The organism is uncultured Merdimmobilis sp. (assembly GCF_902471145.1).
In the GTDB taxonomy this organism is placed as follows: Bacteria; Bacillota; Clostridia; order Oscillospirales; family Ruminococcaceae; genus Merdimmobilis; species Merdimmobilis hominis.
This window is the reverse complement of the sequence record NZ_CABRJC010000003.1, coordinates 138,623-164,129: the sequence shown is the minus strand read 5'-3', so window position 1 is coordinate 164,129 and position 25,507 is coordinate 138,623. Positions and strand designations below refer to the sequence as shown.

26 protein-coding genes are annotated in these 25,507 nt (G+C 56.8%); 22 read left to right on the top strand and 4 right to left on the bottom strand.

Annotated elements, in window-relative coordinates; translation table 11 throughout:
* From RDQ42_RS03535 to RDQ42_RS03480, 12 genes are all read left to right on the top strand, one after another.
* The coding region (locus RDQ42_RS03535; protein ID WP_308588300.1) for a cobyrinate a,c-diamide synthase at positions 1–988 on the top strand (988 nt) is incomplete at its 5' end.
* Between the two features lies 1 nt (position 989).
* Positions 990–2,048, top strand: a complete 1,059-nt coding sequence (gene cobT, locus RDQ42_RS03530) for a nicotinate-nucleotide--dimethylbenzimidazole phosphoribosyltransferase (RefSeq protein WP_308588298.1) — start codon at positions 990–992, stop codon at positions 2,046–2,048.
* A gap of 9 nt (positions 2,049–2,057) precedes the next feature.
* On the top strand, positions 2,058–2,585 hold the full coding sequence (locus RDQ42_RS03525; RefSeq protein ID WP_054330988.1) for a bifunctional adenosylcobinamide kinase/adenosylcobinamide-phosphate guanylyltransferase: 528 nt from the start codon (positions 2,058–2,060) through the stop codon (positions 2,583–2,585).
* The gene (locus RDQ42_RS03520; RefSeq protein ID WP_308588296.1) at positions 2,582–3,364 is read left to right on the top strand and encodes an adenosylcobinamide-GDP ribazoletransferase; all 783 of its coding nucleotides are present in this window, start codon (positions 2,582–2,584) and stop codon (positions 3,362–3,364) included. Before RDQ42_RS03525 ends, RDQ42_RS03520 begins: the two co-directional genes overlap by 4 nt.
* Complete coding sequence (locus tag RDQ42_RS03515; RefSeq protein ID WP_071427198.1) at positions 3,361–3,744, top strand: bifunctional adenosylcobinamide kinase/adenosylcobinamide-phosphate guanylyltransferase; 384 nt, start codon at positions 3,361–3,363, stop codon at positions 3,742–3,744. The genes RDQ42_RS03520 and RDQ42_RS03515 overlap by 4 nt, the downstream gene beginning before the upstream one ends.
* Positions 3,741–4,337 carry a histidine phosphatase family protein gene (locus RDQ42_RS03510; RefSeq protein WP_308588294.1) on the top strand — a complete coding sequence of 199 codons (597 nt, stop codon included), beginning with the start codon at positions 3,741–3,743 and terminating at the stop codon, positions 4,335–4,337. The genes RDQ42_RS03515 and RDQ42_RS03510 overlap by 4 nt, the downstream gene beginning before the upstream one ends.
* Positions 4,338–4,340: 3 nt before the next feature.
* Positions 4,341–5,306 (top strand): adenosylcobinamide-phosphate synthase CbiB, encoded by a 966-nt coding sequence (cbiB, locus tag RDQ42_RS03505; protein ID WP_231358497.1) that lies wholly within the window; start codon positions 4,341–4,343, stop codon positions 5,304–5,306.
* A 12-nt stretch (positions 5,307–5,318) separates the two neighbouring features.
* Complete coding sequence (locus RDQ42_RS03500) at positions 5,319–6,386, top strand: histidinol-phosphate transaminase (protein ID WP_231358496.1); 1,068 nt, start codon at positions 5,319–5,321, stop codon at positions 6,384–6,386.
* A gap of 214 nt (positions 6,387–6,600) precedes the next feature.
* Positions 6,601–8,100 (top strand): cobyric acid synthase, encoded by a 1,500-nt coding sequence (locus RDQ42_RS03495; protein ID WP_231358495.1) that lies wholly within the window; start codon positions 6,601–6,603, stop codon positions 8,098–8,100.
* Positions 8,100–8,630, top strand: a complete 531-nt coding sequence (locus RDQ42_RS03490) for a cob(I)yrinic acid a,c-diamide adenosyltransferase (RefSeq protein ID WP_054330992.1) — start codon at positions 8,100–8,102, stop codon at positions 8,628–8,630. Before RDQ42_RS03495 ends, RDQ42_RS03490 begins: the two co-directional genes overlap by 1 nt.
* A 41-nt stretch (positions 8,631–8,671) precedes the next feature.
* Positions 8,672–9,373, top strand: a complete 702-nt coding sequence (locus RDQ42_RS03485; protein WP_231358494.1) for a precorrin-8X methylmutase — start codon at positions 8,672–8,674, stop codon at positions 9,371–9,373.
* 176 nt (positions 9,374–9,549) lie between these two features.
* A complete protein-coding gene (locus tag RDQ42_RS03480) occupies positions 9,550–10,059 on the top strand; it encodes a CarD family transcriptional regulator (protein WP_071427191.1) in 510 nt (169 codons plus the stop codon).
* A gap of 61 nt (positions 10,060–10,120) precedes the next feature.
* On the opposite strand, the gene asnS is transcribed toward RDQ42_RS03480, so the two are convergent.
* Positions 10,121–11,515 carry an asparagine--tRNA ligase gene (asnS, locus tag RDQ42_RS03475; protein WP_231358493.1) on the bottom strand — a complete coding sequence of 465 codons (1,395 nt, stop codon included), beginning with the start codon at positions 11,513–11,515 and terminating at the stop codon, positions 10,121–10,123.
* Positions 11,516–11,883: 368 nt separating this feature from the next.
* On the opposite strand from asnS, the gene RDQ42_RS03470 reads away from it, so the two are divergent.
* The 4 genes from RDQ42_RS03470 (at position 11,884) to RDQ42_RS03455 (ending at position 16,859) form a co-directional block, all read left to right on the top strand.
* Positions 11,884–12,840, top strand: a complete 957-nt coding sequence (locus tag RDQ42_RS03470; protein WP_231358492.1) for a hydroxyacid dehydrogenase — start codon at positions 11,884–11,886, stop codon at positions 12,838–12,840.
* A gap of 167 nt (positions 12,841–13,007) precedes the next feature.
* A complete protein-coding gene (locus tag RDQ42_RS03465; RefSeq protein WP_054330997.1) occupies positions 13,008–14,288 on the top strand; it encodes an aminotransferase in 1,281 nt (426 codons plus the stop codon).
* A 256-nt stretch (positions 14,289–14,544) separates the two neighbouring features.
* Positions 14,545–15,942: a preprotein translocase subunit SecD gene (secD, locus tag RDQ42_RS03460; RefSeq protein ID WP_071427190.1), complete on the top strand. Its 1,398-nt coding sequence runs from the start codon at positions 14,545–14,547 to the stop codon at positions 15,940–15,942.
* On the top strand, positions 15,939–16,859 hold the full coding sequence (locus RDQ42_RS03455) for a hypothetical protein (RefSeq protein ID WP_308588292.1): 921 nt from the start codon (positions 15,939–15,941) through the stop codon (positions 16,857–16,859). The genes secD and RDQ42_RS03455 overlap by 4 nt, the downstream gene beginning before the upstream one ends.
* 54 nt (positions 16,860–16,913) lie before the next feature.
* Here the strand turns inward: RDQ42_RS03455 and RDQ42_RS03450 are convergent, their stop codons facing one another.
* On the bottom strand, positions 16,914–17,174 hold the full coding sequence (locus RDQ42_RS03450) for a hypothetical protein (RefSeq protein WP_071427188.1): 261 nt from the start codon (positions 17,172–17,174) through the stop codon (positions 16,914–16,916).
* Positions 17,175–17,559: 385 nt separating this feature from the next.
* Between RDQ42_RS03450 and RDQ42_RS03445 the strand changes: the two genes are divergently transcribed.
* Both RDQ42_RS03445 and nrdR read left to right on the top strand, forming a co-directional pair.
* Positions 17,560–17,859 carry a hypothetical protein gene (locus tag RDQ42_RS03445; protein WP_231358489.1) on the top strand — a complete coding sequence of 100 codons (300 nt, stop codon included), beginning with the start codon at positions 17,560–17,562 and terminating at the stop codon, positions 17,857–17,859.
* A gap of 469 nt (positions 17,860–18,328) precedes the next feature.
* Positions 18,329–18,790, top strand: coding sequence for a transcriptional regulator NrdR (nrdR, locus tag RDQ42_RS03440; RefSeq protein WP_054331004.1), 462 nt, complete (start codon positions 18,329–18,331; stop codon positions 18,788–18,790).
* A gap of 167 nt (positions 18,791–18,957) precedes the next feature.
* Here the strand turns inward: nrdR and RDQ42_RS03435 are convergent, their stop codons facing one another.
* Complete coding sequence (locus RDQ42_RS03435; RefSeq protein WP_054331005.1) at positions 18,958–19,338, bottom strand: DUF4363 family protein; 381 nt, start codon at positions 19,336–19,338, stop codon at positions 18,958–18,960.
* A gap of 4 nt (positions 19,339–19,342) precedes the next feature.
* Positions 19,343–20,020 carry a DUF421 domain-containing protein gene (locus tag RDQ42_RS03430; RefSeq protein ID WP_071427187.1) on the bottom strand — a complete coding sequence of 226 codons (678 nt, stop codon included), beginning with the start codon at positions 20,018–20,020 and terminating at the stop codon, positions 19,343–19,345.
* Between the two features lie 198 nt (positions 20,021–20,218).
* Here RDQ42_RS03430 and RDQ42_RS03425 point away from each other — a divergent pair, with 198 nt between their 5' ends.
* The 4 genes from RDQ42_RS03425 to RDQ42_RS03410 all read left to right on the top strand — a co-directional run bounded on the left by RDQ42_RS03425 (position 20,219) and on the right by RDQ42_RS03410 (position 25,476).
* On the top strand, positions 20,219–21,754 hold the full coding sequence (locus RDQ42_RS03425) for a spore germination protein (RefSeq protein ID WP_308588290.1): 1,536 nt from the start codon (positions 20,219–20,221) through the stop codon (positions 21,752–21,754).
* Positions 21,747–22,826, top strand: coding sequence for a GerAB/ArcD/ProY family transporter (locus RDQ42_RS03420; protein ID WP_071427186.1), 1,080 nt, complete (start codon positions 21,747–21,749; stop codon positions 22,824–22,826). Before RDQ42_RS03425 ends, RDQ42_RS03420 begins: the two co-directional genes overlap by 8 nt.
* A complete protein-coding gene (locus RDQ42_RS03415; RefSeq protein WP_308588288.1) occupies positions 22,823–23,959 on the top strand; it encodes a Ger(x)C family spore germination protein in 1,137 nt (378 codons plus the stop codon). The genes RDQ42_RS03420 and RDQ42_RS03415 overlap by 4 nt, the downstream gene beginning before the upstream one ends.
* 332 nt (positions 23,960–24,291) lie before the next feature.
* A complete protein-coding gene (locus tag RDQ42_RS03410) occupies positions 24,292–25,476 on the top strand; it encodes a hypothetical protein (RefSeq protein WP_071427184.1) in 1,185 nt (394 codons plus the stop codon).
* The last annotated feature ends 31 nt before the right edge of the window (positions 25,477–25,507 follow it).

Below are 25,507 nucleotides of genomic sequence, written 5' to 3'. Positions count from 1 at the left end.
TAAAGGCATGGGACTTTCCATCGCTGCGGTGGTGTCCGGATACCAAAATTTTCAGGAAAACAACATCCGCGGGGTGATTTTCAATCAGATTTCCCCGGGGATGTACCCCTATTACAAAAAGATTGTGGAGGAAAACACCGGCCTGCGGGCCTATGGGTTCCTCCCTCCGGACCCGTCGGTGACCCTGAAAAGCCGCCATCTGGGGCTGGTCACCGCCCACGAAACCCAGGAACTGAAATCCGTTTTGACCTGCCTGGGCAACCTTGGGGCCAGGTACCTGGATTTGGACGGCCTCCTGGAGCTGGCCCAGTCCGCGGGGGAGCTTCCCGCCTGCCCCGAGAGGGAACTCCCCTCCGGCCCCCCAGTGCGGGTCGCCGTGGCCCGGGACCGGGCATTCTCCTTTTATTATGCCGACAACCTGGAACTGCTGGAACGGCTGGGGGCAGAACTTTGCTTCTTCTCCCCTATGAAAGATGAGGAGATCCCCCAAGGCTGTCAAGGGCTCATCCTGGGGGGCGGCTACCCGGAACTCTATGGGGCGGCCCTCTCGGACAACCATCCCATGCGGTCCAGCGTCAAAAGGGCGGTGGAGGCGGGGATGCCTACCATCGCCGAATGCGGGGGGTTCCTCTATCTCCAAGAGAGCCTCACCGGGCCGGATGGCCGGGCATATCCCATGGTAGGAGCGCTGCCGGGCAGGGCCCGCATGACCAAAAAACTGGTCCGGTTTGGATACCTGACTTTGGAGGCCAAGGAGGATTCCCTGCTTTTGGCCGCTGGGGAGCGGATACCCGCCCATGAGTTCCACTATTCCGATAGCGACTGCTGCGGCGACGGGTACCTGGCACAGAAGCCCAGCGGCAAGTGCTGGGAGTGCGGCGTGGTCAACGAGAACCTCTACGCCGGATATCCCCATATCCACTTTGGGGGGAATCCCCAGGCGGCCCACCGCTTTTTAAACCGCTGCCGCAGATTTGGAGGAATGTAACATGACCCTGGAAGAAGCACTTACCCTTTTGCGGGACAAGCGCCCGGATGCCTCTGCTCAGGGGGAGGCCCAGGCCCGGCTGGACGGCATTGCCAAACCGTTGCACAGCCTGGGCCTTTTGGAGGATATGGTGGTGAAGATCGCCGGCATCACCGGGTCAGCGGAGCTGGACCTCTCTAAGAAATGCGTGGTGGTCTTCTGCGCAGACAACGGGGTGGTTGCCGAAGGAGTGACCCAGACCGGCAGCGAGATCACCGCCTTAGTGGCGGAAAACCTGTCCAAAGGGATCACCACTGTCAACCGGATGGCGGCCTGTGCCGGGGCGAAGGTTCTCCCGGTGGACATCGGCGTCGCCCGGGAGGTGAAGGGCCCCCTTTGCCGCAAAATCGCCTTTGGGACCAAAAACCTGGCTGTGGAACCGGCCATGACCCGGCAGCAAACTACCGCAGCCTTGGAAGTTGGCATCCAGCTGGCTGGGGAGCTGAAACAGGAGGGCTTTTCCATCCTTGCAACCGGGGAGATGGGCATCGGCAACACCACCACCAGCAGTGCGGTGCTGGCCGCTTTGCTGCAAATCCCGGCAAGGCAGGTCACCGGTCGGGGGGCAGGGCTCTCCACCCAGGGCTTGGAGCGGAAAATCCAGGTGATTGAGCAAGCCCTCGCCCTCCACAGGCCCGACCCTGGCGACCCGCTGGACGTCCTCTCCAAGGTGGGGGGGCTGGACATCGCCGGGATGGCCGGTCTGTTCCTGGGCGGCGGGGTGTACGGCATCCCGGTGGTGATCGACGGCTTGATCTCCGGGGTGGCGGCCCTCATCGCCCAGCGGCTCGCCCCTGGCATTGAGGCGTATATGCTCCCTTCCCACCAGTCGGCAGAGCCCGCGGGGGAGCTGGTCCTCTCCGCCCTCGGCCTGACAGCGCCTCTGCGGTGTGGCATGTGCCTTGGGGAGGGGACAGGCGCGGTGGCCCTGTTCCCCCTCCTGGACATGGTGGAGGCGGTCTACCGGGAGACCAGTACCTTTGCGGAAATCTCTATGGAGCCCTACCGGCCCCTTGTTTAGGAGGATGTTATGATCGCCCTTGTCACCGGCGGCGCCGCCAGCGGAAAATCGGAATATGCGGAGTCTCTCGCCTGCCGGTGGGGGGACGGTCCCCGCATCTACTTGGCCACCATGGAGGCGCGGGACGGGGAGAGCCTTTCCCGGGTGGACCGGCACCGGCGCGCCCGGGCAGGCAAGGGGTTTTGTACGGTGGAATGCCCCCGGGATTTGGAGAGGCTTTCCATCCCTTCCGGTTCCACTGTACTGTTGGAGTGTCTGACCAACCTACTGGCCAATGAGATGTATCCCCAAGGGGACTTTATCCCCGACCCCACAGGGAAGATCCTAGCGGAGCTGGAACACCTGCTGGAGCGGGCCGCCCACTTGGTGGTGGTTTCCGGGGAGGTGTTTTCCCAGCCGGCGCCGGAGGGGATGGAGGCTTACCTCTTTGCTTTGGGAACCCTCCACCGGGAGCTGGCCCGCCGGGCGGATCTGGTGGTGGAATCGGTCTATGGCATCCCCGTATACGGGAAATGCCCGAAAGGATGGGTGGAATGAAGGCTTTTTGGGAGACTGTCGTGGTGGCGTTTTCCCTCTATTCGGCCCTGCCTATGCCCCAAATCCCTTGGAATCAAGGGAACATGGGTTATGCCATGGCGGCTTTTCCCTTGGTGGGTCTGGTGGTGGGCGGAGCCCAGGTTTTGTGGGCATGCCTCGTCCCCCAGATGGGGTTTAGCACCCCTTGGGTCGCCGCAGCGGTGGCTGCCATCCTGCCGGTGGCAGTGACCGGGGGCATCCATCTGGACGGCTTTTGTGACGTTTCAGATGCCCTTGCCTCCCACGCCAGCCGGGAGAAAAAGCTGGAAATTATGAAGGATTCCCACGCTGGGGCCTTTGCCCTCATTGCGCTGGGGTGTTATTTTGTCCTAACCTTTGCCCTATGGGCGGAGCTGTACGCCGCCCCCTCCCGACAGGCGGAGATCCTAGTGGGTTTGGGGTACCTCCTCTCCCGGGGGATGGCCGCCTGTTCGGTGGTGTCCTTCCCTAAGGCAAAGGACAGCGGCCTTCTGCGCACCTTTTCCGACAGCGCCCAAAAACGAGGGGTATTCCTGTGGGGGATCTCCTGGTCGGCTTTGGCCGCTGTGGGTATGGTTGCCCTCCAGCCGGTGCAGGGGGGGATCGCCCTTTTGCTGGCAGCCCTTTGGTTTTGCTATTATTTCTACAAAAGCCGCCGGGAATTCGGGGGGATCACCGGGGATCTGGCCGGTTGGTTCCTGACGGTGTGCGAACTGCTCATACTGGCAGGGGTTCTCATTGGGGGGAGGATTCTGGGATGATATTGCTGATTGGCGGGGCTTTCCAGGGGAAAACCGCCCTCGCCTTAGAAAAACTGAACGGTTCTCCCACGTGGATTCTGGGGGAGGAAACCGCTTGGCAGGGGGAAGGGCAGATTGTCTCCCACCTGGAGCGGTTCATCCGCCGGGAGATGGAGGCGGGCCGGGACCCGAAAGAGGAGGTGAAGGCCCTCTTAGAGCGGTCCGATCCCCGGGTTGTCATCGCCGATGAAATCGGCTGCGGCCTGGTCCCCATCGACCCTTTTGAACGGGCTTGGCGGGAGGAAACCGGACGGATCCTCTGCGCCCTGGCCCGGGAGGCGGAGGCGGTGGTGCGGGTACACTGCGGGTTCCCCCAGGCCATCAAGGGGGAGTGGCGATGAAGGTTCTCCTGCTGCGCCACGGCGAGACCCCGGGCAATCGGCGGCGGGCCTACATCGGTTCCACCGATGAGCCCCTCTCTCCCCAAGGGCGGGAACAGGCCCAGGCTGTGGCCGTCCCGCCGGTGGAACGGGTCTATGGAAGCCCCATGCTCCGCTGCCGCCAAACAGCAGAGATTTTGTTCCCCGGGGCGGAGTATCACCCGGTTCCCGATTTGCGGGAATGTGATTTTGGAGCTTTTGAGGGCAAGTCCTATGAAGAGTTGAAGGACGACCCTGCTTACCGAAGTTGGATTGATTCCGGCGGGGAAGGGGAGATCCCAGAGGGGGAATCCGCCCCAGCATTCCGCCGCCGCTGCACAGAAGCCTTTGCCTCCCTTGTGGAGGACGCAGCCGGAAGGGGCCTTTCCTCCTGCGCTGTGGTCTGCCACGGGGGGAGTATCATGGCAATTCTCGCCCACTACAGCGGCGAGGGGGATTTTTACCGCTGGCAGGTGAAAAACGCCGCCGGCTATTTCATTCTATGGGAGGAAAGCGCCTGGCGGGAGGAAAAGCGGGTCAAGGTTTTGGGCCCCTTCCCACCGGCGCCAAAGTAACCGATGTTGTATCACACGGCTGCCTTAGCGGCGGGCTTTTTATTGGATCAGATTTTGGGAGATCCCCGCTGGATGCCCCATCCGGTGCGGGCCATGGGGTGGTGTATCCAGCGGGGGGAGGCCCTTCTGCGCCGGGCGTTCCCCCAAACGCCTGGGGGAGAGCGGTTGGCTGGGGCGGTTCTCGCCCTCTCGCTGCCAGTGGGAACCTTCTTTCTCGCCGCTGGGGCAATTTGCCTGGCGGGCTGGGTTCACCCCTTGGCCGGATTTTTGCTGGAAGCGTTTTGGTGCAACCAGATCCTGGCTGCCAAGGGCTTGCGGCAGGAGAGCGGCCTGGTGTACGACGCCCTGAAGCGGGGCGACCTGGAGGGGGCCCGCAAAGCGGTGTCAATGATCGTGGGACGGGACACCCAGCACCTGGATGAAACCGGGGTGACCAAGGCAGCGGTGGAGACGGTGGCGGAGAACACCTCCGACGGGGTGGTGGCCCCCCTCCTGTTCGCGGCCATCGGAGGGGCGCCCCTGGGCCTGGCCTACAAGGCGGTCAACACCCTGGACTCGATGATCGGCTATAAAAATGATGCGTACCTCCACTTTGGCCGCTTTGCCGCCCGGCAGGACGACCTGTGGAATTTTTTGCCGGCCCGCATCTCCGGCGTTGCCATGGTGCTGGTTGCTTATCTTTTGGGATTTGATGGGAAAAACGCTGCCAGGATCTTCTGCCGGGACCGGCTTTGCCACAAAAGCCCCAACAGCGCCCACACCGAGGCCGCCTGCGCCGGGGCGCTGGACATCCAGCTGGCTGGAGATGCCTATTACTTCGGGGTGCTTCACCACAAGCCCACCATCGGCGACCCGCTGCGCCCGGTGGAGGCGGAGGACATCCCTCGCGCCGGGCGGCTGATGAACGGGACAGCGGTGCTGATCCTGACGGCAGTGGTGCTGATTCGAATGTGTCTCTATTTCATGTAAAGGGGGATTTTTATGGATCTGACCGCCCACGGCGGGGATATTTACACCTTGGCCAGGGAGCTGGGCCGCGCCCCAGAGGAAATTTTGGATTTTTCCGCCAACACCAACCCTTGGGGCACGCCACCCCAGGTGAAAGAGGCCATCAAGCGGGCGGCGGAGTTCTGCTGCCCTTACCCAGACCCGGCCTGCCGGGCCCTCTGCCAGGCCATCGGGGAAAAAGAAGGGGTTCCGCCGCAGGCTGTCCTCTGCGGGAATGGCGCCGCCGATCTCATCTTCCGGCTGGTTTGGGCTCTTCGGCCCCGTATAGGGCTGGTTTTGGCCCCCACCTTCAGCGAATATGAAAAGGCCCTCCGGTCGGTTGGGGCTGCCGTCCAGTATATTGGCCTTTCCCGGGAGGAGGACTTTGCCTTGGCTGGTTCCAACCTGGAAGTCCCGCTGGATGGGGTGGGGCTGGCATTCCTGTGCAACCCCAACAACCCCACCGGCCAGTGCACAACCCGGCAGGAACTCCGGCCCTTTTTGGAGCGCTGTCGAGGGCTGGGGATCCCCGTCCTGGTGGATGAGTGCTTCCAGGACTTTCTAAAGGACGGAGCAGGCTTCACCTTAGTCCCCTTGTTGGAGGAGTTCCCCAACCTGGTGGTGCTCAAAGCCTTTACCAAGATGTATGGGATGGCTGGAGTCCGGCTGGGGTACTGCCTCTGCTCCGACCCTTCCCTCCTGGATAAGATGGCTGCTGCTGGGCAGCATTGGGGGGTCTCCACCCTGGCCCAGGAGGCGGGTTTGGCCGCCCTCTCATTGGAAGGTTATGCCCAGCGCACCGCTGGCTACGTAGCTGCAGAGCGAGAAATCCTCTGCCAGGGATTGGAAAGACTGGGTTTGCGTGTCGTTCCCTCCCGGGCCAATTACCTGCTGTTTCACAGCCATGTTCCCGACCTGGATAGGAGGCTTCGGCCCCATGGCATCCTGCTGCGCAGCTGTGCCAACTACCGGGGCCTCGGACCCGGTGATTACCGCTCGGCAGTGAAGGACCGGGAAAAGAACGGAGCCCTATTGGCCGCCCTCCAAAAGGTGCTCCTCTAACTGGAAAGAGCATTGGCTACGGGCGGTTTTTCCCTTCGCGTTTGCAGGGGCGCATCCCTGCCAAGTCGAAGGGGAAAACCCGGACGGCGGCAAAATGCCAGGCCCTCCAGTTCCCAAAAGGCGTATGGGGGAGGGGATAAGAACCAAAAGGGGAGCGGGAGATTTTTCCCGTTCCCCAGACGAAAATCGATCGATCCATCAAAGGGGGAGCAGCATGGCAAAATCCATTATGGTGTGCGGCACTATGTCCAGCGCCGGCAAGAGCTTTGTCACCGCAGGGCTGTGCCGGGTGTTCCGGCAGGACGGCCACCGGGCCGCGCCCTTTAAATCCCAGAATATGGCCCTCAATTCCTTTATCACCCAGGAGGGGCTGGAGATGGGCCGCGCCCAGGTGATGCAGGCCCAGGCGGCGGGCATCCGCCCCCGGGTGGAGATGAACCCCATCCTTCTAAAGCCAACAGGCGACCGGATGAGCCAGGTCATTGTAAACGGCGAGGTCTTTGGAACCATGGAGGCGAAAGAGTACTACACCAAAAAACAGGAGCTGATCCCCCATATCCTGGGGGCGTACCGCAAATTGGAGGAGGAGTACGACATCCTGGTCCTGGAAGGGGCGGGCAGCCCGGCGGAGATCAACCTGAAAGAGCAGGACATCGTCAACCTGGGGATGGCCAAGCTCTCCCGCAGCCCGGTGGTGCTGGTGGGGGACATCGACCGGGGCGGGGTTTTCGCCTCCCTGGCCGGCACCCTCCTTCTGCTGGATGCGGAGGAACGCAGCATGGTCAAAGGGATGGTCATCAACAAGTTCCGGGGGGATGTCTCCATCCTGGAGCCCGGCCTCAAGATGCTGGAGGAGATCACCGGGGTGCCGGTGCTGGGGGTTCTCCCCTATGGGGATATCGACCTGGACGACGAGGACAGCCTCTCCGACCGGCTCACTGCAAAGGGGAAAGGTGGGTTGGTGGACATCGCCGTGATCCGCCTGCCCCGCATCTCCAACTTTACCGATTTCAACCCCTTGCAGATGCTCCCCCAGGTGAACCTGCGGTATGTAGCCCGCCGCCAGGAACTGGGGAACCCCGACCTCATTATCCTGCCGGGCACCAAAAACACCATGGCGGACTTGAAGTGGATGCGTCAGAATGGCCTGGAAGCAGCGGTGCTCAAACACGCTGCCCGGGGCGGTGCGGTGCTGGGCATCTGCGGCGGTTATCAGATGCTGGGGAAGGCCCTCCACGACCCCGATGGGGTGGAGGAAGGGGGATCCCTTTCTGGAATGGGGCTCCTGCCGGTCACCACCCGCTTTTTGAACGAGAAGACCCGCACCCAGGTCACCGGGCAGTTCCGGCGGTTGGAAGGGGCCTTTGCAGGGCTGTCCGGCCGGGAGCTGGCAGGGTATGAAATCCATATGGGGGCTACCGAAGGGGACTTCTCGCCGGCGGTGGAGCTCACTTCCCAAACTGGGGAAAGCAAAGGGGACGGCGCCCAGGCAGGCAACGTGCTGGGCTGTTATGTCCACGGCCTGTTTGACCGGGAGGACGTAGCCCAGGGGCTGCTCCAATCCCTTTTGGCGGCCAAGGGCCTAGACCCGGAGGAGGCAAAAGCCTTTGATTTGGACTCCTACCGGGAGGAACAATACGACAAATTGGCCGATTTGGTCCGGCAAAACCTGGATCTGCCATCCATTTACCGAATTATGGAGGAGGGGATTTGATGGAGAATCAACAGGGCCTTGTCCACCTGTACTGCGGCGATGGCAAAGGAAAGACCACAGCGGCCATCGGCCTTGGGGTGCGGGCAGCGGGCCGGGGTCTAAGGGTGTTGCTGTTCCAGTTTCTCAAGGACAGCGGCACCGGAGAGCTGATCCCCCTCCAAAAGCTGGGGGTGCGGGTGCTGCCGGGGGTGGAAAAAGCGGTGTTCACCTTTCGCATGACCGACGCCCAAAAGGCGGAGAGCCGACGGTTTCACGACCATAGGCTGCGGGAGTGCATCGACCTCTGCCAGCGGGGGGAGGTGGACCTCTTGATCTTGGACGAAGCAGTGGGGGCCTACAACAAGGGCCTCCTGGACCGGGAGATGCTCCTAGCCTTTCTGGATAACCGCCCCCAGGGGTTGGAGGTGGTGCTCACCGGCCGGGACCCTGCACCGGAGCTCCTCTCCCGGGCGGATTACATCACCGAGATGAAAAAGATCCGCCATCCCTTTGAACAGGGGATCCCCGCCCGCTTGGGTATTGAAAAATAAGGGGAAGAGGGTGGGCCTTTCTTTGGCCGCCCCCCATAGACATGGATAGAATTGGAAGTTCCACTGCGCAGTGGGACAAGGAGGTTTTGCCATTGAAGATCGAACGCATCCCCCCAGGGGAGATTGAGGCTCGCAGCTTTGCCATCATTGGGGAAGAATTGGGAGGCATCCATCTCGATCCCAGGGAAGAGCCCATTATTAAACGGGTGATCCACACCACGGCGGACTTTGAGTTCGCCCGGACCTTGGCTTTCTCCCCTGGGGCGGTGGAGAAGGGGATAGAGGCCCTGCGGGCCGGGGCCGCGGTTGTCACCGACACCAACATGGCCAAAGCGGGCATCAACAAAGGCAACCTGGGCAAATTGGGCGGGGATGTCTTTTGCTTCATGTCTGACCCCGATGTGGCGTCGGAGGCCAAAAGCCGGGGTGTCACTCGGGCGGAAATCTGTATGGAGCGGGCAGCGGCCCTCCGGCGGCCGGTGATTATCGCGGTGGGCAATGCCCCCACAGCGCTGATCCGCCTTTCGGAACTGATGGAAGAGGGGAGAATTTCCCCCGCATTGGTGGTGGGGGTACCGGTGGGGTTTGTCAATGTGATTCCCGCCAAGGAGCTGATTCTGCAAAGCGCCGTCCCCCACATCGTCATCAAAGGGCGCAAGGGGGGAAGCAATATCGCCGCCGCCATTGTCAACGCATTGATGCTGCAAGCCCTCGCCCAGGGAGAGGAATCCTCCATTTTGTAAGTCGGCTGTCTTTTTGGAGAAAAATGTGGTATACTTATACATAAGGCGTGTAGTTTGGCAAATGTGAGTCCAGTTGCCAACCTGCACGTTTTTCTTTGAGGAACCCCCTGCGAAAAGGAGCAGAAGGGGAGCCATCCTGGAAGCAGAAACGGAAGGACTTCATGGAGGTGTGACCAGTGTTTGCAGTAGGAGATTGGATCATGTATGGGATCAGCGGTGTGTGCCGGGTGGCCAAGATCGGCAAGCCGCAGTTTGCCAGCGGCGATCACAAAAAGCTATACTACACCCTGGTTCCCGAATATGGGACCGAAACGATCTATGCGCCAGTGGATACTACCGTATTTATGCGGCCTATCTTGACCAAAAAAGAGGCGGAGGAGCTTGTCTCCAAAATCCCCGATATTCCAAAAGGCGACTGCAGCGGCCGTAGCATATCGGTGATCAAAGAGCGGTATGAATCTGCCCTCAAAGCCCACCGGTGCGAGGATCTGGTGGGGATGATCAAAAGCATCTACGCCAAAAGCCGGGAAGCGGCCCGATGCGGGCGGAAGATCGGCCAGGTGGACCAGCGCTACATGAAGCGGGCCGAGGATCTTTTGTACGGTGAACTGGCGGTCTCTTTGGGGATTGACCGGGAGGAAGTTGTGCCCTATATTGAAAAGGCGGCAGGCGTCGCCGGCGAATAACCAGTGTTTGCTGCATAAAAAGGACCTTTCCTTTTGGGGAAAGGTCCTTTTCTTTTTGCTTTTAATATTCCGCAGTGCCCACAGTCCGGGGGAAGGGGAGCACATCCCGGATGTTGGATATGCCGGTGATGTACATGATCAGCCGCTCGAAGCCCAGGCCGTAACCGGCGTGCTTAGTGCCGCCGTACCGCCGCAGATCCAAGTACCAGCTGTAGTCCTCTTCTTTGAGGCCCAGCTCCGAAATGCGGCTGGTCAGAACATCCAACCGCTCCTCACGCTGGCTTCCGCCGATGATCTCGCCAATGCCGGGGACCAGAAGGTCCATGGCGGCAACGGTTTTGCCGTCGTCGTTGAGCCGCATGTAGAAGGCTTTGATCTCCTTGGGGTAATCGGTGACAAACAGGGGCTTTTTGAACACCTGCTCGGTGAGGTAACGCTCATGCTCAGTTTGCAGGTCAATGCCCCAGGAGACAGGGTATTCAAACCGGTCGCCGGCCTGCAGCAACAGGTCGATGGCCTCGGTGTAGGTCACATGGCCAAACTCGGAATGGATGATAAAGTGGAGGCGCTCCAGCAGCTCCTTGTCGTAGAAGTCGTTGAAGAACTTCATCTCGTCAGGGCAGGTCTCCAGCACATAAGAAAGGACGTATTTCATCATGGCAGTAGCCAGCTCCATGTTGTCCTTCAGGTCGGCAAAAGCGATTTCCGGCTCAATCATCCAAAACTCGGCGGCATGGCGGGCGGTGTTGGAATTTTCTGCCCGGAAGGTGGGGCCGAAGGTGTAGACCTTGGAGAATGCCATAGCCATAGCCTCCGCTTCCAACTGTCCGGAGACGGTGAGGCTGGTGGCTTTGCCGAAGAAATCCTGGCTGAAATCCACTGAACCGTCGTCGCAAAGGGGCGGATTGACCGGATCCAGGGTGGTCACCCGGAACATCTCGCCGGCGCCTTCGCAGTCGCTGCCGGTGATCAGGGGGGTATGGGCGTAGACAAAGCCGTTTTCGTTGAAAAATTTATGGATGGCAAAGGCAGCGGCCGAGCGGACTCGGAACACAGCGCTGAAGGTGTTGGTGCGGGGGCGCAAATGGGCGATAGAGCGCAGGAACTCTAAGGAGTGGCGTTTCTTTTGCAGGGGGTAATCGGGGGTGGAAGCACCCTCAATGAAAACATCGGTGGCATGAATTTCAAAGGGCTGCTTGGCATCCGGGGTGAGGACGATATCGCCATCCACCACAATCGCCGCGCCCACATTGAGCTTGCTGATCTCTTTAAAATTGTTCAATTTATTCTCCTCAAAGACCACCTGCAAATTCTTGAAGCAGGTGCCGTCGTTGAGTTCGATGAAGCCCAGGGACTTGGACACGCGGATGGTCTTGACCCAGCCGCAGACCGTCACCGGTGCGCTTGTGTAGCTTGCAACGTCACTGAACAATTTTTTCAGTTCTGTTTTGGTCATGGTGATACCTCCAATGATTTTTCTTTGTTTCCATCCTCTTCCCAGTGGGGGAACGGAGGCGGCCGGGCGTCGCCGCAGCCTTTCTAAAGATAAGTGCGCGCTCCCTCCTGCATAAAAAAGAGTGCGCACCAACAATAGCTTGCAGAAAGCTATTGTTTATTATAGTACAAATCCGGATAGGGAACAAGGGAAAAGTGATTTTTTTCAGGGAAAAACAGGCAATCCTCTCCATTTTTTTCCGGCAATGTGACGGATATGAGCTGGTTTGCTGCAAAAAACCGGCGGCACCGGCGGATTCTCTTGATTTTTGCCCCCACAAAGCATACAATGAAGCCAAGCAGACGATTTTGGGAAGGAGAGGGAACACTATGGCATATAAGGTGCTGATCCCCGAGGAAATCGCCCCAGAGGGCAAGGAATACCTCCGGGAAAAAGGGTATGAAATCAAAATGGGCAGCGGCCTCACGGAGGATGACATTGTCCGGGATGTGGCGGACTGCGACGCCATTTTAATCCGAAATCAGCCGCTGACCCGCCGGATTATCGATGCCGCCCCAAAACTGAAGGTGGTGGGCCGCCATGGAGTGGGGGTGGATGCACTGGATATCCCCTACGCCACTGAAAAGGGGATTTGGATCACCAACGCCCCTTTGTCCAACTATAAAGCGGTGGCGGAGCACACCTTGTTTTTGATGCTGGCCTGCGCCAAATACATCCATGTAGTGGACCGGGAATTCCACGCCGGCAACTTTGAAATCCGCAACAGCTTGATGACCATTGAATTGGAGGGCAAAACCCTGGGCCTGTTGGGCCTTGGACGCATCGGCCGCTCGGTTGCGGAGAAGGCCCGGGTGTTTGGGATGAACATCGTCGGCTATGACCCCTATCTCCCCCAGGAGCTGGTGCCTTCCTATGTCAAGCGGCTCTCCACCAAGGAAGAGGTGCTGCGGGAGGCGGACTTTGTCTCGCTGCACATGCCCTCCACCGCCGAGAACCGCCATTTGATCGGGGAAAAGGAACTCTCCCTGATGAAGCCCACCGCCTTTTTGATCAACACCGCTCGGGGCGGCATTGTGGAGGAAGGGGCCCTCACCCAAGCGCTGAAGGCGGGAATCATCGCCGGGTGTGCGCTGGATGTCTTTGAGCAGGAGCCGCCGGACACCACTGCTGAGCTTTTCCAGCTGGAAAACGCCATCCTCACCCCCCACAACGCGGCCCACACCTGGGAGTCCACCGCCCGCATGGGCCTGCACGCTGCCCAGGGCATCCATGAGGTGCTTTCGGGGCAAGAGCCCACCTGGCCGGTGAACCATCCCCAAAAATAGTTTTTTAAAGGCTCGTTCTTTCGCGGAACGGGCCTTTCTTCGGATTTTCTAGAAATTTATCGGCCCTATTTGCAGGTTTTAAAATATTATCCTGCATATTGCAATTTGACTGGAGAGCCAGTATAATGGAACAAAGACAAAGAAACACCACGGTTAGGAGGAACACTATGACCTATCAAGAATGTTCCAAAGAGGAGCTTGCTTCCCTTTTGGAAGAGACCAAAGCCGCCTATGAAGCCTTAAAAGCCAAGGGGATGAAATTGGATATGTCCCGGGGCAAACCCAGCGAGGAACAGCTCAATTTCTCCAATGGGATGTTTGACCTGTTCACCAGCTCCACTGATTTTAGAGATGAAAACGGGGTAGATGTGCGCAACTACGGCAACCTGGACGCCATGCCCGAGGCCAATCGTCTGTTCGCCGCGCTCCTTGGCGTCGGGGAGGATGAGGTCATTGTGGGGGGGAGCTCCAGCCTGACCCTGATGCACGACGCCATCTCCCGGGCGGTGACCAACGGGGTTTTAGGCGGCCGGCCCTGGGGCGAGTGCAAAGACCGCAAATGGCTCTGCCCTGTGCCTGGCTATGACCGCCATTTTGATATCACCGAGTTTTTTGGCTTTGAGATGATCAACATTGAGATGGATGAAAACGGCCCGGACATCGCCAAGATCGAGGAATTGGTCTGTGCCGACCCCTCCATCAAAGGCATTTGGTGTGTTCCCCAGTACTCCAACCCGGGCGGGGTCACCTATTCCGACGAGGTGGTCCGGCGGTTGGCAGCCTTAAAGCCCGCCGCTCCGGATTTCCGCATCTTTTGGGACAACGCCTACTGCGTCCACGACATCTACCCTGAACAGAAGGAACGGGTGTTGGACATCCTAAGTGAGTGCAAAAAAGCTGGAAATCCCAATATGGTTTATCTGTTTGGCTCCACATCCAAGATCACCTTCCCGGGCAGCGGTGTGGGGGCCATGGGTGCCTCTGCTGAAAATATCCGGTTTATCAAATCCCAGATGACCGTCCCGGTGATCAGCTGGAACAAGGTCAACATGCTGATGCATGTCCGCTTTTTTAAGGATAAAGCGGGAATTGATGCCCACATGCTGCGCCACGCGGCCAGTGTCCGCCCCAAGTTTGAGGCAGTGGAAAACACATTAACACGAGAGCTGGAAGGCAAGGGGATCGCCCAGTGGAGCCACCCCAAAGGGGGCTATTTTGTCTCGGTCGACCTGATGGACGGCTGTGCCAAACGGACCTATACCCTCTGCAAGGAGGCGGGTGTCGCCCTGACCGACGTGGGGGCCACCTACCCCTATTTCAATGACCCGCGGGACCGCAATCTGCGCCTGGCTCCCACCTATCCCACCTTGGAAAATTTGCAGGCGGCTTTGGATATTTTCTGCGTGGCGGCCCGTCTTGCCTGCTTGGAAAAATTGATGGCCCAGTAAGAAGTTTTCCACATTTTTTTCACAACCTAGATTCCACAGCTAGCGTCTGGGTGGCTTTGGCCACACAGGCGCTTTTTCCAAGTAAAAATCAGTATTTTTTGTTACTTACATGAAATATTTGGAAAATGTACAAAGAATGAAATTGACTTTTGTTTCCAATTGACATATAATAGCCCCATGAATGCCGGTGGAAAAGCAGGTAGCAGACGGTTGGGAACCTTGCCTCCATCGGGAATGGAACAAGGGGGGATCGCCAGTGAAGCGGGGCAAGCGCGCAGTATTCTTTGTGGTGTTGTTGTGCATCGCCGTGTTGGGTTATGCGTCGTTTTTGGGCGTCAGCAACACCTATGGCGATCTGACCCGAGTTTATGTCAAAGGGGCCGGCGACATCCAGCTGGGGATGGATCTGCGCGGTGGCGTGGAGGTGGTATTCGGTCCGCCGGAAGGGGTGGATGCCACAGAAGCGGAACTGCGCTTGGCGCAGGCCATATTGGAACGTCGGCTGCTGTCCCAGGACATCACGGATGGTGAAGTATACACCGATTTTGACCAGGCCAGAATCCTTGTCCGCTACCCGGCGGATGTGATGGAGGGTATGGAGGAAGACCTTTCATCCACAGTGGCGGAATTGGGGGAGACCGCCCAGCTGACCTTGCGGGAGGGTTCGCAGCGGGATGAAAACAACCGCCCTTCCGGCGTCACCAAAGAGACGGTGATTTTGACCAGCAAGGATGTGGTGAGCGCTTCGGTGGAGCCTTCCCAAAAGGACGTGGGGCAGTATGTGGTTCTCTTAGATTTGACCGAGGAAGGCGCCGCCAAATTTAACGAGGCGTCGGAACGGCTCTCCGGGACCGACACCACCATTTCCATCTGGCTGGATGACACGATGATTTCCGCTCCTTCTGCGGACACTCGGACGTTGGGCGGCAAGCCTGCCATCACCGGCCGGTTCACCCAGGAGAGCGCTACCCGCCTGGCGGATAAGATCAACCTCGGGCCTATGCCCTTCCGGATGCGGGTAGTCAGTTACGGCCCCATCGCTCCGGCGCTGGGGGAGGGGGCCAGGGGAATTCTTGCCAAGTGCGGCATCCTTGCCTTTGGGCTTACCGCGGCGCTGTTGGTGTTCCGCTGCCGGCTCCCCGGAGTTGTGGCCATGATCGCCCTATTCGGACAAGCAGCCCTGCTGGTGGCAGCAGTCACTGGATTTATTCCCCAATTTCCGGCCACGACCCTGTCCCTCCCCAGCATTGCCGCCATGTTGTTGGCTCTTTGGTTTGGCATTGACACCAACGTCCACGTGGCCGAGGGGATTAAAGAAGGCTTGCGAGACGGTAAAAATTTAGATGCAGCTGTGGACTTCGGGTTCCGGCAGGCATTCCCTTCCCTCTGGAATGGGTGTCTGCTCACCGCTTTGATTGCCTTTTTGCTGCTGGCGGCGTTCAGCCCGGAAAGCAGCCTGCTGGCCCGGCTCCCCTTCCTGGATTGGTTGGGCACGGCTTCCTCGACAGGGATTTCTTCTTTTGGCTTTGTGCTGTTGGCGGGGGCTCTTTCCAACCTGGCTATGAACGGATTTGCTTCCCGCCTGATGCTGAAATCCCTCTGCCGGATGAAGTCCCTGCGGGATCCGTCCCTGTACGGAGGTGGGAGAAGATGATGAATTTTGCAGCCGACCGCAAACGCTTCCTGGCGGTATCCGCCGTGCTTTTGCTTATTGCCCTGGCCGCCATCGCCTTGCTGGGGGTGCGCCGCGACCTCCCTTACCAAGATGGGTTTGTCCTCACTTACACTTACCAAGGGGAGCTGGACAGCCGTCCCTTCCAGGAAGCGGTGGAGACGGTGGTGGGCAGACGGGTGACCGTCCAGGCGAAAACCGATTGGGCGGCGGGGCTATCCAGCTATGAGGTCTCCTTCCCTGGGGACGTGGCGCTTACAACCCAGGAGCAGATGGGGCTCACCGCCACCTTGGCCAGCACCTTCCCCGACAACGAAATTGCACTTGATTCCGCCCTTGTGCTGAAAGCTGCAGTGGGCTGGGATTTTTGGTTGAAATGCCTCCTCTGCATGGGGGTGGCCGCCGCAGTGACTGTCCTGTTTTTCTCCCTTCGTTTTCCCTCTATCGGCGGCTGGCAGGCTGGGATTCTGACAGTTGCCGCCTTTGCCCATAACCTGCTGCTGGCAGCGGGAGGATATGCCCTGTTTCGTATCCCTTTTGGTGGACAGTTCTTCGCGGTAGCCCTGGTAATCCTGTTTTTCACCTTGTACAGCGCCGCCGGGCTCTTTGGCCACATCCGGGACAACCGGAGGCTCTTGGGGAAAAAAGTCTCCCCGGCTGAGCTTGTCAACCAGAGCATTGTGCAGTACCTGCCCCGGCTGCTGACGGTTTTGGCCTGTGCTGCTATGATGTTGGCCGCCCTTTCAGTGATGGCGCTTCTGGGGCAAGCAGACGCTATCCTGAGCTTTACCTTCCCATTGTTGGTCGGGATTCTTTCCTGCGGCTATGGGGCAATCTGCTTAGCCGGTCCCCTTTGGGCTGGGTGGCAGGGGGAAAAAAACTCTGAAAAACAAGGGTAAAATGCAAAAAAGGAACACCAACTTGGTGTTCCTTTTCTCATGTACAGGGCTGGATTAGCGCTCCCTGTCCTTTTCCTGCACCAAGGCTAGGTCGCAGATCAGCCCGGCCGCCACTCCAGCGGCAAAGGACGCAGGCGCGGCTTCCAAGCAAGCGCGGCGCAGGGCGAGCATTCCAAGATAGCTCTGGGCGTGGGGAGCCAGGAACAACGCGAACTGGGCGCAGATAAAATAGGCAATCATCATGGCAAAGCCCGCTTCGATTACCCCCAGCCCAAAGGGGTGAATTTGGCAGAGCTGCCGGTAAAACTGTTTCATGGGTGCACTCCCTTTCCTGGAATGATGGTACCACGAATGGGGGAGAGGGTGCAACGGCAACTTTTTTCCAGCATGGTGGGGGTCCAGTGGGGTTCATCCGCGATGGAACGAGAAGGGGATTGTCCGCTTGGGCAATAGGAGAAAGACAAAAAATACTTTTGTTGTTCTCCACCAAGAAGAAGCGAAAAATTCTGCACAAAATCGAGAGAAAACAGAAAAAACAAGAGTAATTCTCCTCAAAAAAACCTTTGCCTAAGACAAAGGTTTACACAAAGTTTTGTCGAGGCGTGTCGACATCTTTTTGTACCCACGACCTTGAAAAAATTGGCAGATTATGTATATAATGGTACTGCTGTCAAAAAACAGTTTGGGGAGGTAAGAGCACATGGGCCTACAAGCCGGTCCAAGCATACGCTACAGCGCGTTGTGTGAGGAAGTGGAATTGGATGCGATTGGAATACGCCGGACATTTGCAATATGCGGCCATGATAATGGCGGATTTGAAGTGTTTCGCTTGGGGAATGTGACGGTGAATAGCGATTTTGCCACCTGGATAGCAGAACTGCTCACAGCCAACCAAGCTTCGGCAATACATGCAAGAGACATAATCGAAGATTTGGTGGCGGAGTACGACCCAGAATTGCCAGAGAATGACAGCACTCTTGGCAATTTATGCAGAGACTAACCCTGCACATGCAAAAATGCGGCCTTTTGCCGCGGTGGGAACAACCTAAAATCACGGCCAGAATGACCTAGTCGACGGATTCTGAATCTGCGCAGAGCGGAACTTGCACCTTTTGGTACCAAAGGATGTAAAACAAACCGCAGAGACAGCCTCATCCAATTTATTTTGGCAATATGCTGAAAATTCTTGTGTTATATGGGCACTTTATGCTATACTTGTCCTGAAAGTATCTCTCGGATTTTTCTAGAATTCCAAGCGGAAACTGCGGCGTTTCCGGGAAAAATCCCCCTTTTTGTGAAAGAGACCTGTTTGTCGAATTTTGCATAATTATGGGCAGTTTTGTATTCTTTCAAGGACTGACAAGAACGTTTTAGAACGACACGATCTGCCGGGGGACTGCTGTACACCAACTGTACTGTAGCAGATTTGACAGAGTGCTTGCGGCATCGTGTGATTGGAGTGAGCTAGAGTGAAGTGCCCGTATTGCGGTTACCAAGAAAGCAAAGTAGTTGATTCCCGCCCCACCGACGAAGGGGAGCGCATCCGCCGCAGGAGAGAATGCCTTTCCTGCGGCAAACGGTTTACCACCTATGAGGTGATTGAAACCACGCCGTTGATGGTGATCAAAAAAGACAATTCCAGGGAGCCGTTTGACCGGAACAAACTGTTGTCTGGCATGCTGCGCGCTTGTGAGAAGCGCCCAGTCTCCCTAAACCAGTTGGAGCAGGCTATTGACGAGATTGAACAATCCTGCCAAAACAGTTTGGTGCGGGAAGTCTCCTCCCAAAAATTGGGGGAGTATGCCCTTGCCAAACTAAGGGAGATCGACCAAGTCGCCTATGTGCGATTTGCATCGGTGTACCATCAATTCCAAGACATCCATTCCTTTTTAGAGGAGTTAAACAACATCCTGGACTCCAATATCCACTGACGTCTACCTCCATTTTTCCACTGGAGCCATCAATTATGGCCGGCTATGGTAAGTTACGCCTATCTGCCCCGACTGTTTTTGCACACCGGTCTGCTTCGGCAGACCGGCGCGGGATTACCTCCGGCGCGGAATGTCCCCCATAGGACAATATTTTCCTCCTAAAAAATCTATAAAATATTGCGCATCAGGGGAAGTTCCGATTCCCATAAATGCAGAATCAGATACCGAATCTGGCTGACCTCGCTGAGAAATTCAGCGGGGTCTTTGTATTTTACCAGGTAGGGGAGACGGGCCATCCGGCTGGAGATGCTGTCCAGGTCGGTGTGGCGGACATAGCGGATCAGCCGGTTCTCCTCTTCATCCCACCGGTGAAAAAGCTGTTCTGACAATTCGTGAGCCCTGTCATATTCCTTGTCCTCCACCATCTGGGTCAGCTCATCCAGGCTGGCAATCATCTCATCCTTCACCTGGGTGAGCCCATAGAGGACCACCCCGCTGCTGCCCAGCATAGCGGCCATGATGACCACGGCAATTACAAAGCGTTTCATAAGGCTATTTCTCCTTTGGGATGATGTGGTATTGGGCCTTGCGGTTGCAGGTCATCAAAAAGATGTCTTGGGGCTGATACCCATTTTCTGACAGTACTTTGTGCAGCCATTCCGGTTTCAGGTTGCAAAAGCGCAGGCTGTCCTCCACCACCTCGCCGTCGCTGATCACCGCCACCGGCAGGAGGGCATCCTCCCCAGGGCTTTGCAGATTCAGCATCTGAGGGGTGACGTTGCGGGCCTCAAACCGCTGGTAAACTGAGAGTTTCCCGGTGGTTTCCACTATGGCGAAGGCCACGTCCTGGATATCGAACACATTGTTGGTGCGCAGCTGCTCCAGCAGATCATCCACCGAAAACCGCAGGTTCTGCATCTCCTGCTGATCCACTTTGCCATCCCGGATTAAGACTCTGGGATTGCCGGAGATGACCTTTCGGGCGGTTTTGCTCTTTAAGATGAGGGTGGAGATAAACACCTCAAAACACATCAATGTTAGAATGGGGATGGCTCCGCACAAGAGTGGGACGTTGGTATCCTCAATGGGCAGGGTGGCAATATTGGAGATGAGAATGGTGATGACAAACTCCGAGGGCTGTAGCTCCCCCAGCTGGCGTTTGCCCATAACCCGCAGGCTGAAGATGATTAAAATGTAAAGCAGGATGGTTCGAAACAAGACAACATACATAGGCCAGCCTCCCCAAAAAATCTAGTTGCAATCGCAGTTTAGTATGTGCCCTGTCCCATTTTTTATGCGATTTTGACGGTGTGCTGGACCATGGAAGGGGAAAAAATCCTCCCAAAACACATAAAGAGGCGCAGGAATGGCCATACTTGCCATAGAAATGGCTGCGGCGATGCCGCTGTTCTTGGGAGGGATATTCCAGTGTTTAACCTAAAAAAGTCCATGAAATCCATGGATTATGAGCCGCCGCAGGACGATGCCGCCCTGGAGGAAAAGCTGGGGGTCAACCTGCTTGACAACATCATCAAAGTGCGGGAGCTGTGTTCGGGGACCAGCGACCTCCTGGTCCGCCAGATGGAAGTCTGCGGCATACCGGTGGCGCTTTTGATGTGTGAGGGGATGTTCAGCCTGGCCAATACCACCAAACTGATCATCGAGCCGCTGACCCATTTGGAACTGGAAAAGGCCAAGCCAGAGGACCTGCTTTCTTGGATGCGCCACAAGACGATTCTTTCCGGCGACACCAGCGAGTGCTATACCTACGGGGAGTTGTTCCGGTTTATTATGTCCGGCTTTGTGGTCATCCTCCTGGATGGGAAAAATGTGGGCATGGCTTTGGGGCTCCAGGGCTTCCAGTCCCGCTCCATCTCTGAGCCGTCCTCGGAAACCAATGTCCGCGGCTCCCGGGAGGGGTTTGTAGAATCCCTGCGGGTCAACATGTCCATGGTGCGGCGCCGGATGAAAACCCCAAAGCTCAAGCTGGAGCTTTCCACCGTGGGGGAGAAGAGCAAGACCGATATCTGCCTGGTGTACCGCACCGACATGGTCTCCCCAGAGTTTCTAAAAGAGGTGAAGTACAAGCTCTCCAAGGTGAAGCTGGATGTGGTGCTGGAATCCGGCTATGTCCAGCCTTATTTAGAGCGCAAGCCCCTTTCCATCTTCTCGGAGGTGGGGGTGACCGAACGGCCGGACACCATCTGCGCCAAGGTCTCGGAGGGACGCATTGGCATTTTGTTTGACGGAACCCCCTTCGCCCTGGTGATCCCTTTTCTGTTCACCGAAAACTTCCAGAGCTTTGACGATTACGCCAACCGGCCCTATTATGCCACTTTTATCCGGTGGCTCAAATACGTGTCCTTCTTTCTGACCATCCTGTTGCCGGGGTTTTATGTCTCTATCGCCACCTTTCACCCGGAGCTTTTTCCCAACGCCCTTTTGTTCAATGTGGCGGCGTCGGAGGAATCCACCCCGTTCCCTATTATGATGGAAGCGCTGATCATCCACTTTTTCTATGAAGTGATGCGGGAGGCCGGCCTGCGGCTTCCCCGGCCAGTTGGCCACGCGGTGAGCATTGTAGGCGCCCTGGTTATTGGCGATGCAGCGGTGACTGCCGGATTGATCGGCGCACCCATGGTCATGGTGGTGGCTCTGACGGCTATCAGCTCCTTTGTGGTAGCGCCCTTGTATGAGCCGGTAACCATTCTTCGGTTCACCTTTATTTTATTAGGCGGCCTGCTGGGGATGTTCGGCATCACCTTGGGCCTCGCCGTGGTGATGGTCAACCTCTGTGCCATCAACACGATGGGAATCCCCATCACCAGTCCGGCCTCGCCCTTTGATTTGTACTCTATGCGGGACGTGCTGTTCCGCTGGGGCTGGAAGAGTCTTGGGAAAGAGGATCTCAGAGTGCAGGATCTTCCTGGCTCCCAGATCAAAGGGGGGAATAACGATGACTAAGCGCGTGGAGATTTCCGCCTCTCAGCTTGTGACCCTCCTCTTTTTAAGCCGCGCCTTCACTCTGCTGACCTACTCCACCAAGACCGACCAGATTTCCCAAAATGCCGGCATCATTTTCGCTTTGGCCTTGAGCGCGATGCTGTATGTGGCAGCGCTGATCCCCACCTTTCTGCTGGTTCGCCGAAGAAGAGATTACAGCATCATTGAATGGTCATTTGCAGTAAAACCTTGGTTTGGCAAAGGTGTGGCAGCGCTGTACTTTGCGTTTTTAGTTCTGGTGACCGCCAACACCATTAGCCACTTTGAGTTTTTCCTCACCTCCTCTATCTACCCCAACGCCTCTCCCACTTTGTTTGTAGTGCTCTTTCTCTTGGCGGTTGCCTATGCCGCTTACATGGGGCTGGAGGCGTGCGCCCGGATGAGCGGATTTGTGTTTTGGGGTGTGGCCGCAGGGACGGCATTCCTCTTTTTGTGCCTTTTTCAAAAGGCCGACCCCATCTTCCTACGAAGCCCTTTTTCCATTGATTTAAAAACCACTGTCGCCACCGGATTCAGCGGGGTAGGGGCCTCCCTGGAGATCACCACCATCCTTTTGCTGATCCCCATGGTGCGGGGCAATTTAACCAAGGCTTCGGGCGCTCTTTCCGCTATGATTATGGTCTATTATCAATTGATCAGCGTATTTGCCATCACCAGTCTGGGGGAGTACGCCCAAAGCCATCTGTTCCCCATATACAGCATGGCTGCCGTAGCTGAGTTTTCGGTGATGCAGAGGCTGGATTCCCTTTTTATGGCCATGTGGGTGTTTATCGCTTTTGTGCGCACAGCGCTGTTCTTTTACCTGGCAGTTCATATGTTGGGGTATCTGGCGCCAAAGCCGGTGGCTTCCCGCGGCATTGGCATCGTGGGGGCCCTGGTGTTGTTGCTTTCCCTCGTTTTAGCCAACAACTACCAAGCGATGCGGCTGATCCGGAGCTTTTTTGCCTCCGGTATCGCTGTGGTACTTTTCCTGCTGGTGGTGCCGGGGATCGTCCTATGCACCGCTGCCCGCAAAAAGGAGGTTTCTCAATGAGGCGATGGATGGCGGTAGTTCTCCTGTTTGCTGTTCTTTTATGCGGCTGCATGCAGAGCGTTGAACTAAAGGAGCGGGGGATTGTCCAGGCCATTGGGGTGGATTATGACGACGGATTTTACACCGTCACACTGCAGATTTTCAACCCTCAAAGCACAGGGCAAACCTCCTTTGACGCAAGTAAACTCAACAACAAGGTAATTCAGGTGCAGGGCTCCAGCATCTCTGATGCCCTGCGCCGGGCCACTTTACAAAACGGGCGGAAGATGTTCCTGGGCAACAACAAGATCATCGTCATCGGCAGGGAAACCGCTGAAGGGGGGATCTCCCGGGTGCTGGATTACTTTGATTCTGACCACGAGACCCGTCCGGGGACGGTGGTCCTCGTGGCCGACGGCCGGGCGGATGAAATTGTCTCCGCCCAAATCAACCAGGGAATCGTCCCCGCCAATGCTATTGAGATGGTAGTGGACCAGTCCCTGGAGGATGGGAGCGCGGTGAAAAGCACCTTGATGCAGATGAGCCGCGCACTGGAATCCGATCCCAAAGCAGCCTACGCCACCTACGTCAAGGCGGGCAAGGATTATAGTGGGGAGGATGCGGTTGCCATTGAAGGGACGGCGCTGTTCCTCAATGACCGTATGGTGGACACCTTTGATACAGAAGAAACCCGCGGCTTTCTCTTCCTGAAGGAGAGCCCCCAAAATACCATTTTGGTGGTGGAGAACGACCAGGTGGGCCGGGTTTCCGCCAATATCAACGAAAGCAAACGCAAGATCCAGTGCAATATAGAAAATGGAATCCCTCGGTTTACCGTAGAAATCCAAGCGTGGGGCACCTTGGAGGAATTGGTCCAGGAAGGGGAAGAGGCCCTTTCGCAGCAGGGGGAGGCAGACATTGAAAACCTGTTGGCCCGCAAAATCCTGGAGGATACCCAGCGGGCTATGATGAAAGCCCTGCGGGAGAATAAAATGGATATCTTTGACCTTTACCAGGTGGTGGACCGCAAGGACCACACATTCTGGGAGGAAAACAAAGAAAATTGGGGGGAGATGCTCACCACAGTGCCGGTGGATATTGAGGTTTCTGTCCATATCCAGCGGATCGGCACAGACAATAAGGAAAAGAAGTGAAACACCCTTCTGTGGGCTTGAACATGTGGTGCGCCGGCAGTTTGCCGGCGCCTTTCTTTATGTTAAAATTGACCAAAGAAATTGGATAAATAGCTATGACCATATAGTAAAAATCTATATGAGATTCTCAACAAAAATCTCTAAATGGAGTTTGGTTAAGGTTCTGAAAAGATCTGGGAACCATTGCTTTTCTAATTTTTAGGTGATACGATGAAACCCGTAAGATTATATAATCTTGCAAAGGAGTTGCAGCTCTCATGACCTGCCCAGGGGGAATCCTTCTTCCGCCATGCTCGAGATGGTTTCTGGGATGATGAATGGAGGGAACAACTATGTCTATGTATCTGGCTTTATTTATTGTCCTCGGCTTCTTTGCCATAGGCGACATTTTAGGTGTGGCCACCAAAGCAAAGCTTTCCTCGGTGTTTGTCGCGCTGATGCTTTTTATGATCTGTTTTATGACAGGCCTCATCCCCGGCGATATCATCGACCAGGCCAACCTAACTGGCGTCAGCAAAATGGCCAGTGCTTTTATTGTGTTTAACATGGGCACTTCGGTCAACCTGGATGAGATGAAACGGGAGTGGAAAGTCGTTGTCATGTCCATTGTCGCTATGGGTATCGCCATCGTATCGGTTCTGTGTGTGATTCCCATTATCGGCAAACAGGCGGCCATTGTCAGCATCCCCATCGTAAATGGCGGTTTGGTCGCCACAAACATCATGACCTCCGGTGCTTTGGAAAAAGGCTTTACCATGGCGGCTGCCCTTGGCACAGTGGTTTTTGCAGTGCAGAAGTTTGTGGGCACTATCCCCGCTTCCCGGTTTGGGTTGAGTGAGGCGAGAATCCTGGTGAAGAACTACCGGGATGCCCAGGCGCAGGGGATTGACCTGATGGCCAAGGAGATGGCGGAAGCCTCTGCCGGCAAGGCGCAGAAGGTGAGCTTTGCCCAGAAAAACGACAAATATTTCACCCAGTACACCTGCATTGCCATCGTCGCGTTTTTCGCTTGGATTGGATTTTTGATCGAGGAGGCCACTGGTATTTCCATGTCCATCTGGTGCCTGCTCCTAGGCATGCTTACCAACCAAATTGGCCTCATCCCCGCCAAGGTGCTGGACAAAGGCAAGGCATCTGGCTTGTTCATGGCCGCTATGTTCTGCACTTTGATTCCATCCCTTGCAAAAATCTCCATCTCCGATTTAATGGAGCTGAGCGTGCAGACGGTCACCGTATTTGCTGCGGTTCTGGCAGGTACCTTCCTTTTCATGTACATCCTGCCCCTGTGGAAGTTTGTGGGTTCCAAAAACCTGGCTATGGGCATTGCCATGAGCCAGTTGCTGGGTTTCCCCGCTACCTATTTGATCGTCAATGAGGTGGCGACCGCCGTGGCCGAAACCGAAGGGGAGAAGGATTACATCGTCAAAAAGCTGACCCCTGCCTTTGTTATCTCCGGCTTTGTGTCGGTGACGACCATTTCCATCCTGATTGCAGGCGTGTTTGTTCAGTTTATCTAAGCGGGCTTCCCGTCCGTTTTGGCATTACATA

Bases quoted from the DNA above. Each gene is read 5' to 3' on its own strand.
- cobT (WP_308588298.1), top strand. From the start codon at position 990: ATGACCCTGGAAGAAGCACTTACCCTTTTGCGGGACAAGCGCCCGGAT.
- RDQ42_RS03525 (WP_054330988.1), top strand. From the start codon at position 2,058: ATGATCGCCCTTGTCACCGGCGGCGCCGCCAGCGGAAAATCGGAATAT.
- RDQ42_RS03520 (WP_308588296.1), top strand. From the start codon at position 2,582: ATGAAGGCTTTTTGGGAGACTGTCGTGGTGGCGTTTTCCCTCTATTCG.
- RDQ42_RS03515 (WP_071427198.1), top strand. From the start codon at position 3,361: ATGATATTGCTGATTGGCGGGGCTTTCCAGGGGAAAACCGCCCTCGCC.
- RDQ42_RS03510 (WP_308588294.1), top strand. From the start codon at position 3,741: ATGAAGGTTCTCCTGCTGCGCCACGGCGAGACCCCGGGCAATCGGCGG.
- cbiB (WP_231358497.1), top strand. From the start codon at position 4,341: ATGTTGTATCACACGGCTGCCTTAGCGGCGGGCTTTTTATTGGATCAG.
- RDQ42_RS03500 (WP_231358496.1), top strand. From the start codon at position 5,319: ATGGATCTGACCGCCCACGGCGGGGATATTTACACCTTGGCCAGGGAG.
- RDQ42_RS03495 (WP_231358495.1), top strand. From the start codon at position 6,601: ATGGCAAAATCCATTATGGTGTGCGGCACTATGTCCAGCGCCGGCAAG.
- RDQ42_RS03490 (WP_054330992.1), top strand. From the start codon at position 8,100: ATGGAGAATCAACAGGGCCTTGTCCACCTGTACTGCGGCGATGGCAAA.
- RDQ42_RS03485 (WP_231358494.1), top strand. From the start codon at position 8,672: ATGGATAGAATTGGAAGTTCCACTGCGCAGTGGGACAAGGAGGTTTTG.
- asnS (WP_231358493.1), bottom strand. From the start codon at position 11,515: ATGACCAAAACAGAACTGAAAAAATTGTTCAGTGACGTTGCAAGCTAC.
- RDQ42_RS03470 (WP_231358492.1), top strand. From the start codon at position 11,884: ATGGCATATAAGGTGCTGATCCCCGAGGAAATCGCCCCAGAGGGCAAG.
- RDQ42_RS03465 (WP_054330997.1), top strand. From the start codon at position 13,008: ATGACCTATCAAGAATGTTCCAAAGAGGAGCTTGCTTCCCTTTTGGAA.
- RDQ42_RS03455 (WP_308588292.1), top strand. From the start codon at position 15,939: ATGATGAATTTTGCAGCCGACCGCAAACGCTTCCTGGCGGTATCCGCC.
- RDQ42_RS03450 (WP_071427188.1), bottom strand. From the start codon at position 17,174: ATGAAACAGTTTTACCGGCAGCTCTGCCAAATTCACCCCTTTGGGCTG.
- RDQ42_RS03445 (WP_231358489.1), top strand. From the start codon at position 17,560: ATGGGCCTACAAGCCGGTCCAAGCATACGCTACAGCGCGTTGTGTGAG.
- RDQ42_RS03435 (WP_054331005.1), bottom strand. From the start codon at position 19,338: ATGAAACGCTTTGTAATTGCCGTGGTCATCATGGCCGCTATGCTGGGC.
- RDQ42_RS03430 (WP_071427187.1), bottom strand. From the start codon at position 20,020: ATGTATGTTGTCTTGTTTCGAACCATCCTGCTTTACATTTTAATCATC.
- RDQ42_RS03420 (WP_071427186.1), top strand. From the start codon at position 21,747: ATGACTAAGCGCGTGGAGATTTCCGCCTCTCAGCTTGTGACCCTCCTC.
- RDQ42_RS03415 (WP_308588288.1), top strand. From the start codon at position 22,823: ATGAGGCGATGGATGGCGGTAGTTCTCCTGTTTGCTGTTCTTTTATGC.
- RDQ42_RS03410 (WP_071427184.1), top strand. From the start codon at position 24,292: ATGTCTATGTATCTGGCTTTATTTATTGTCCTCGGCTTCTTTGCCATA.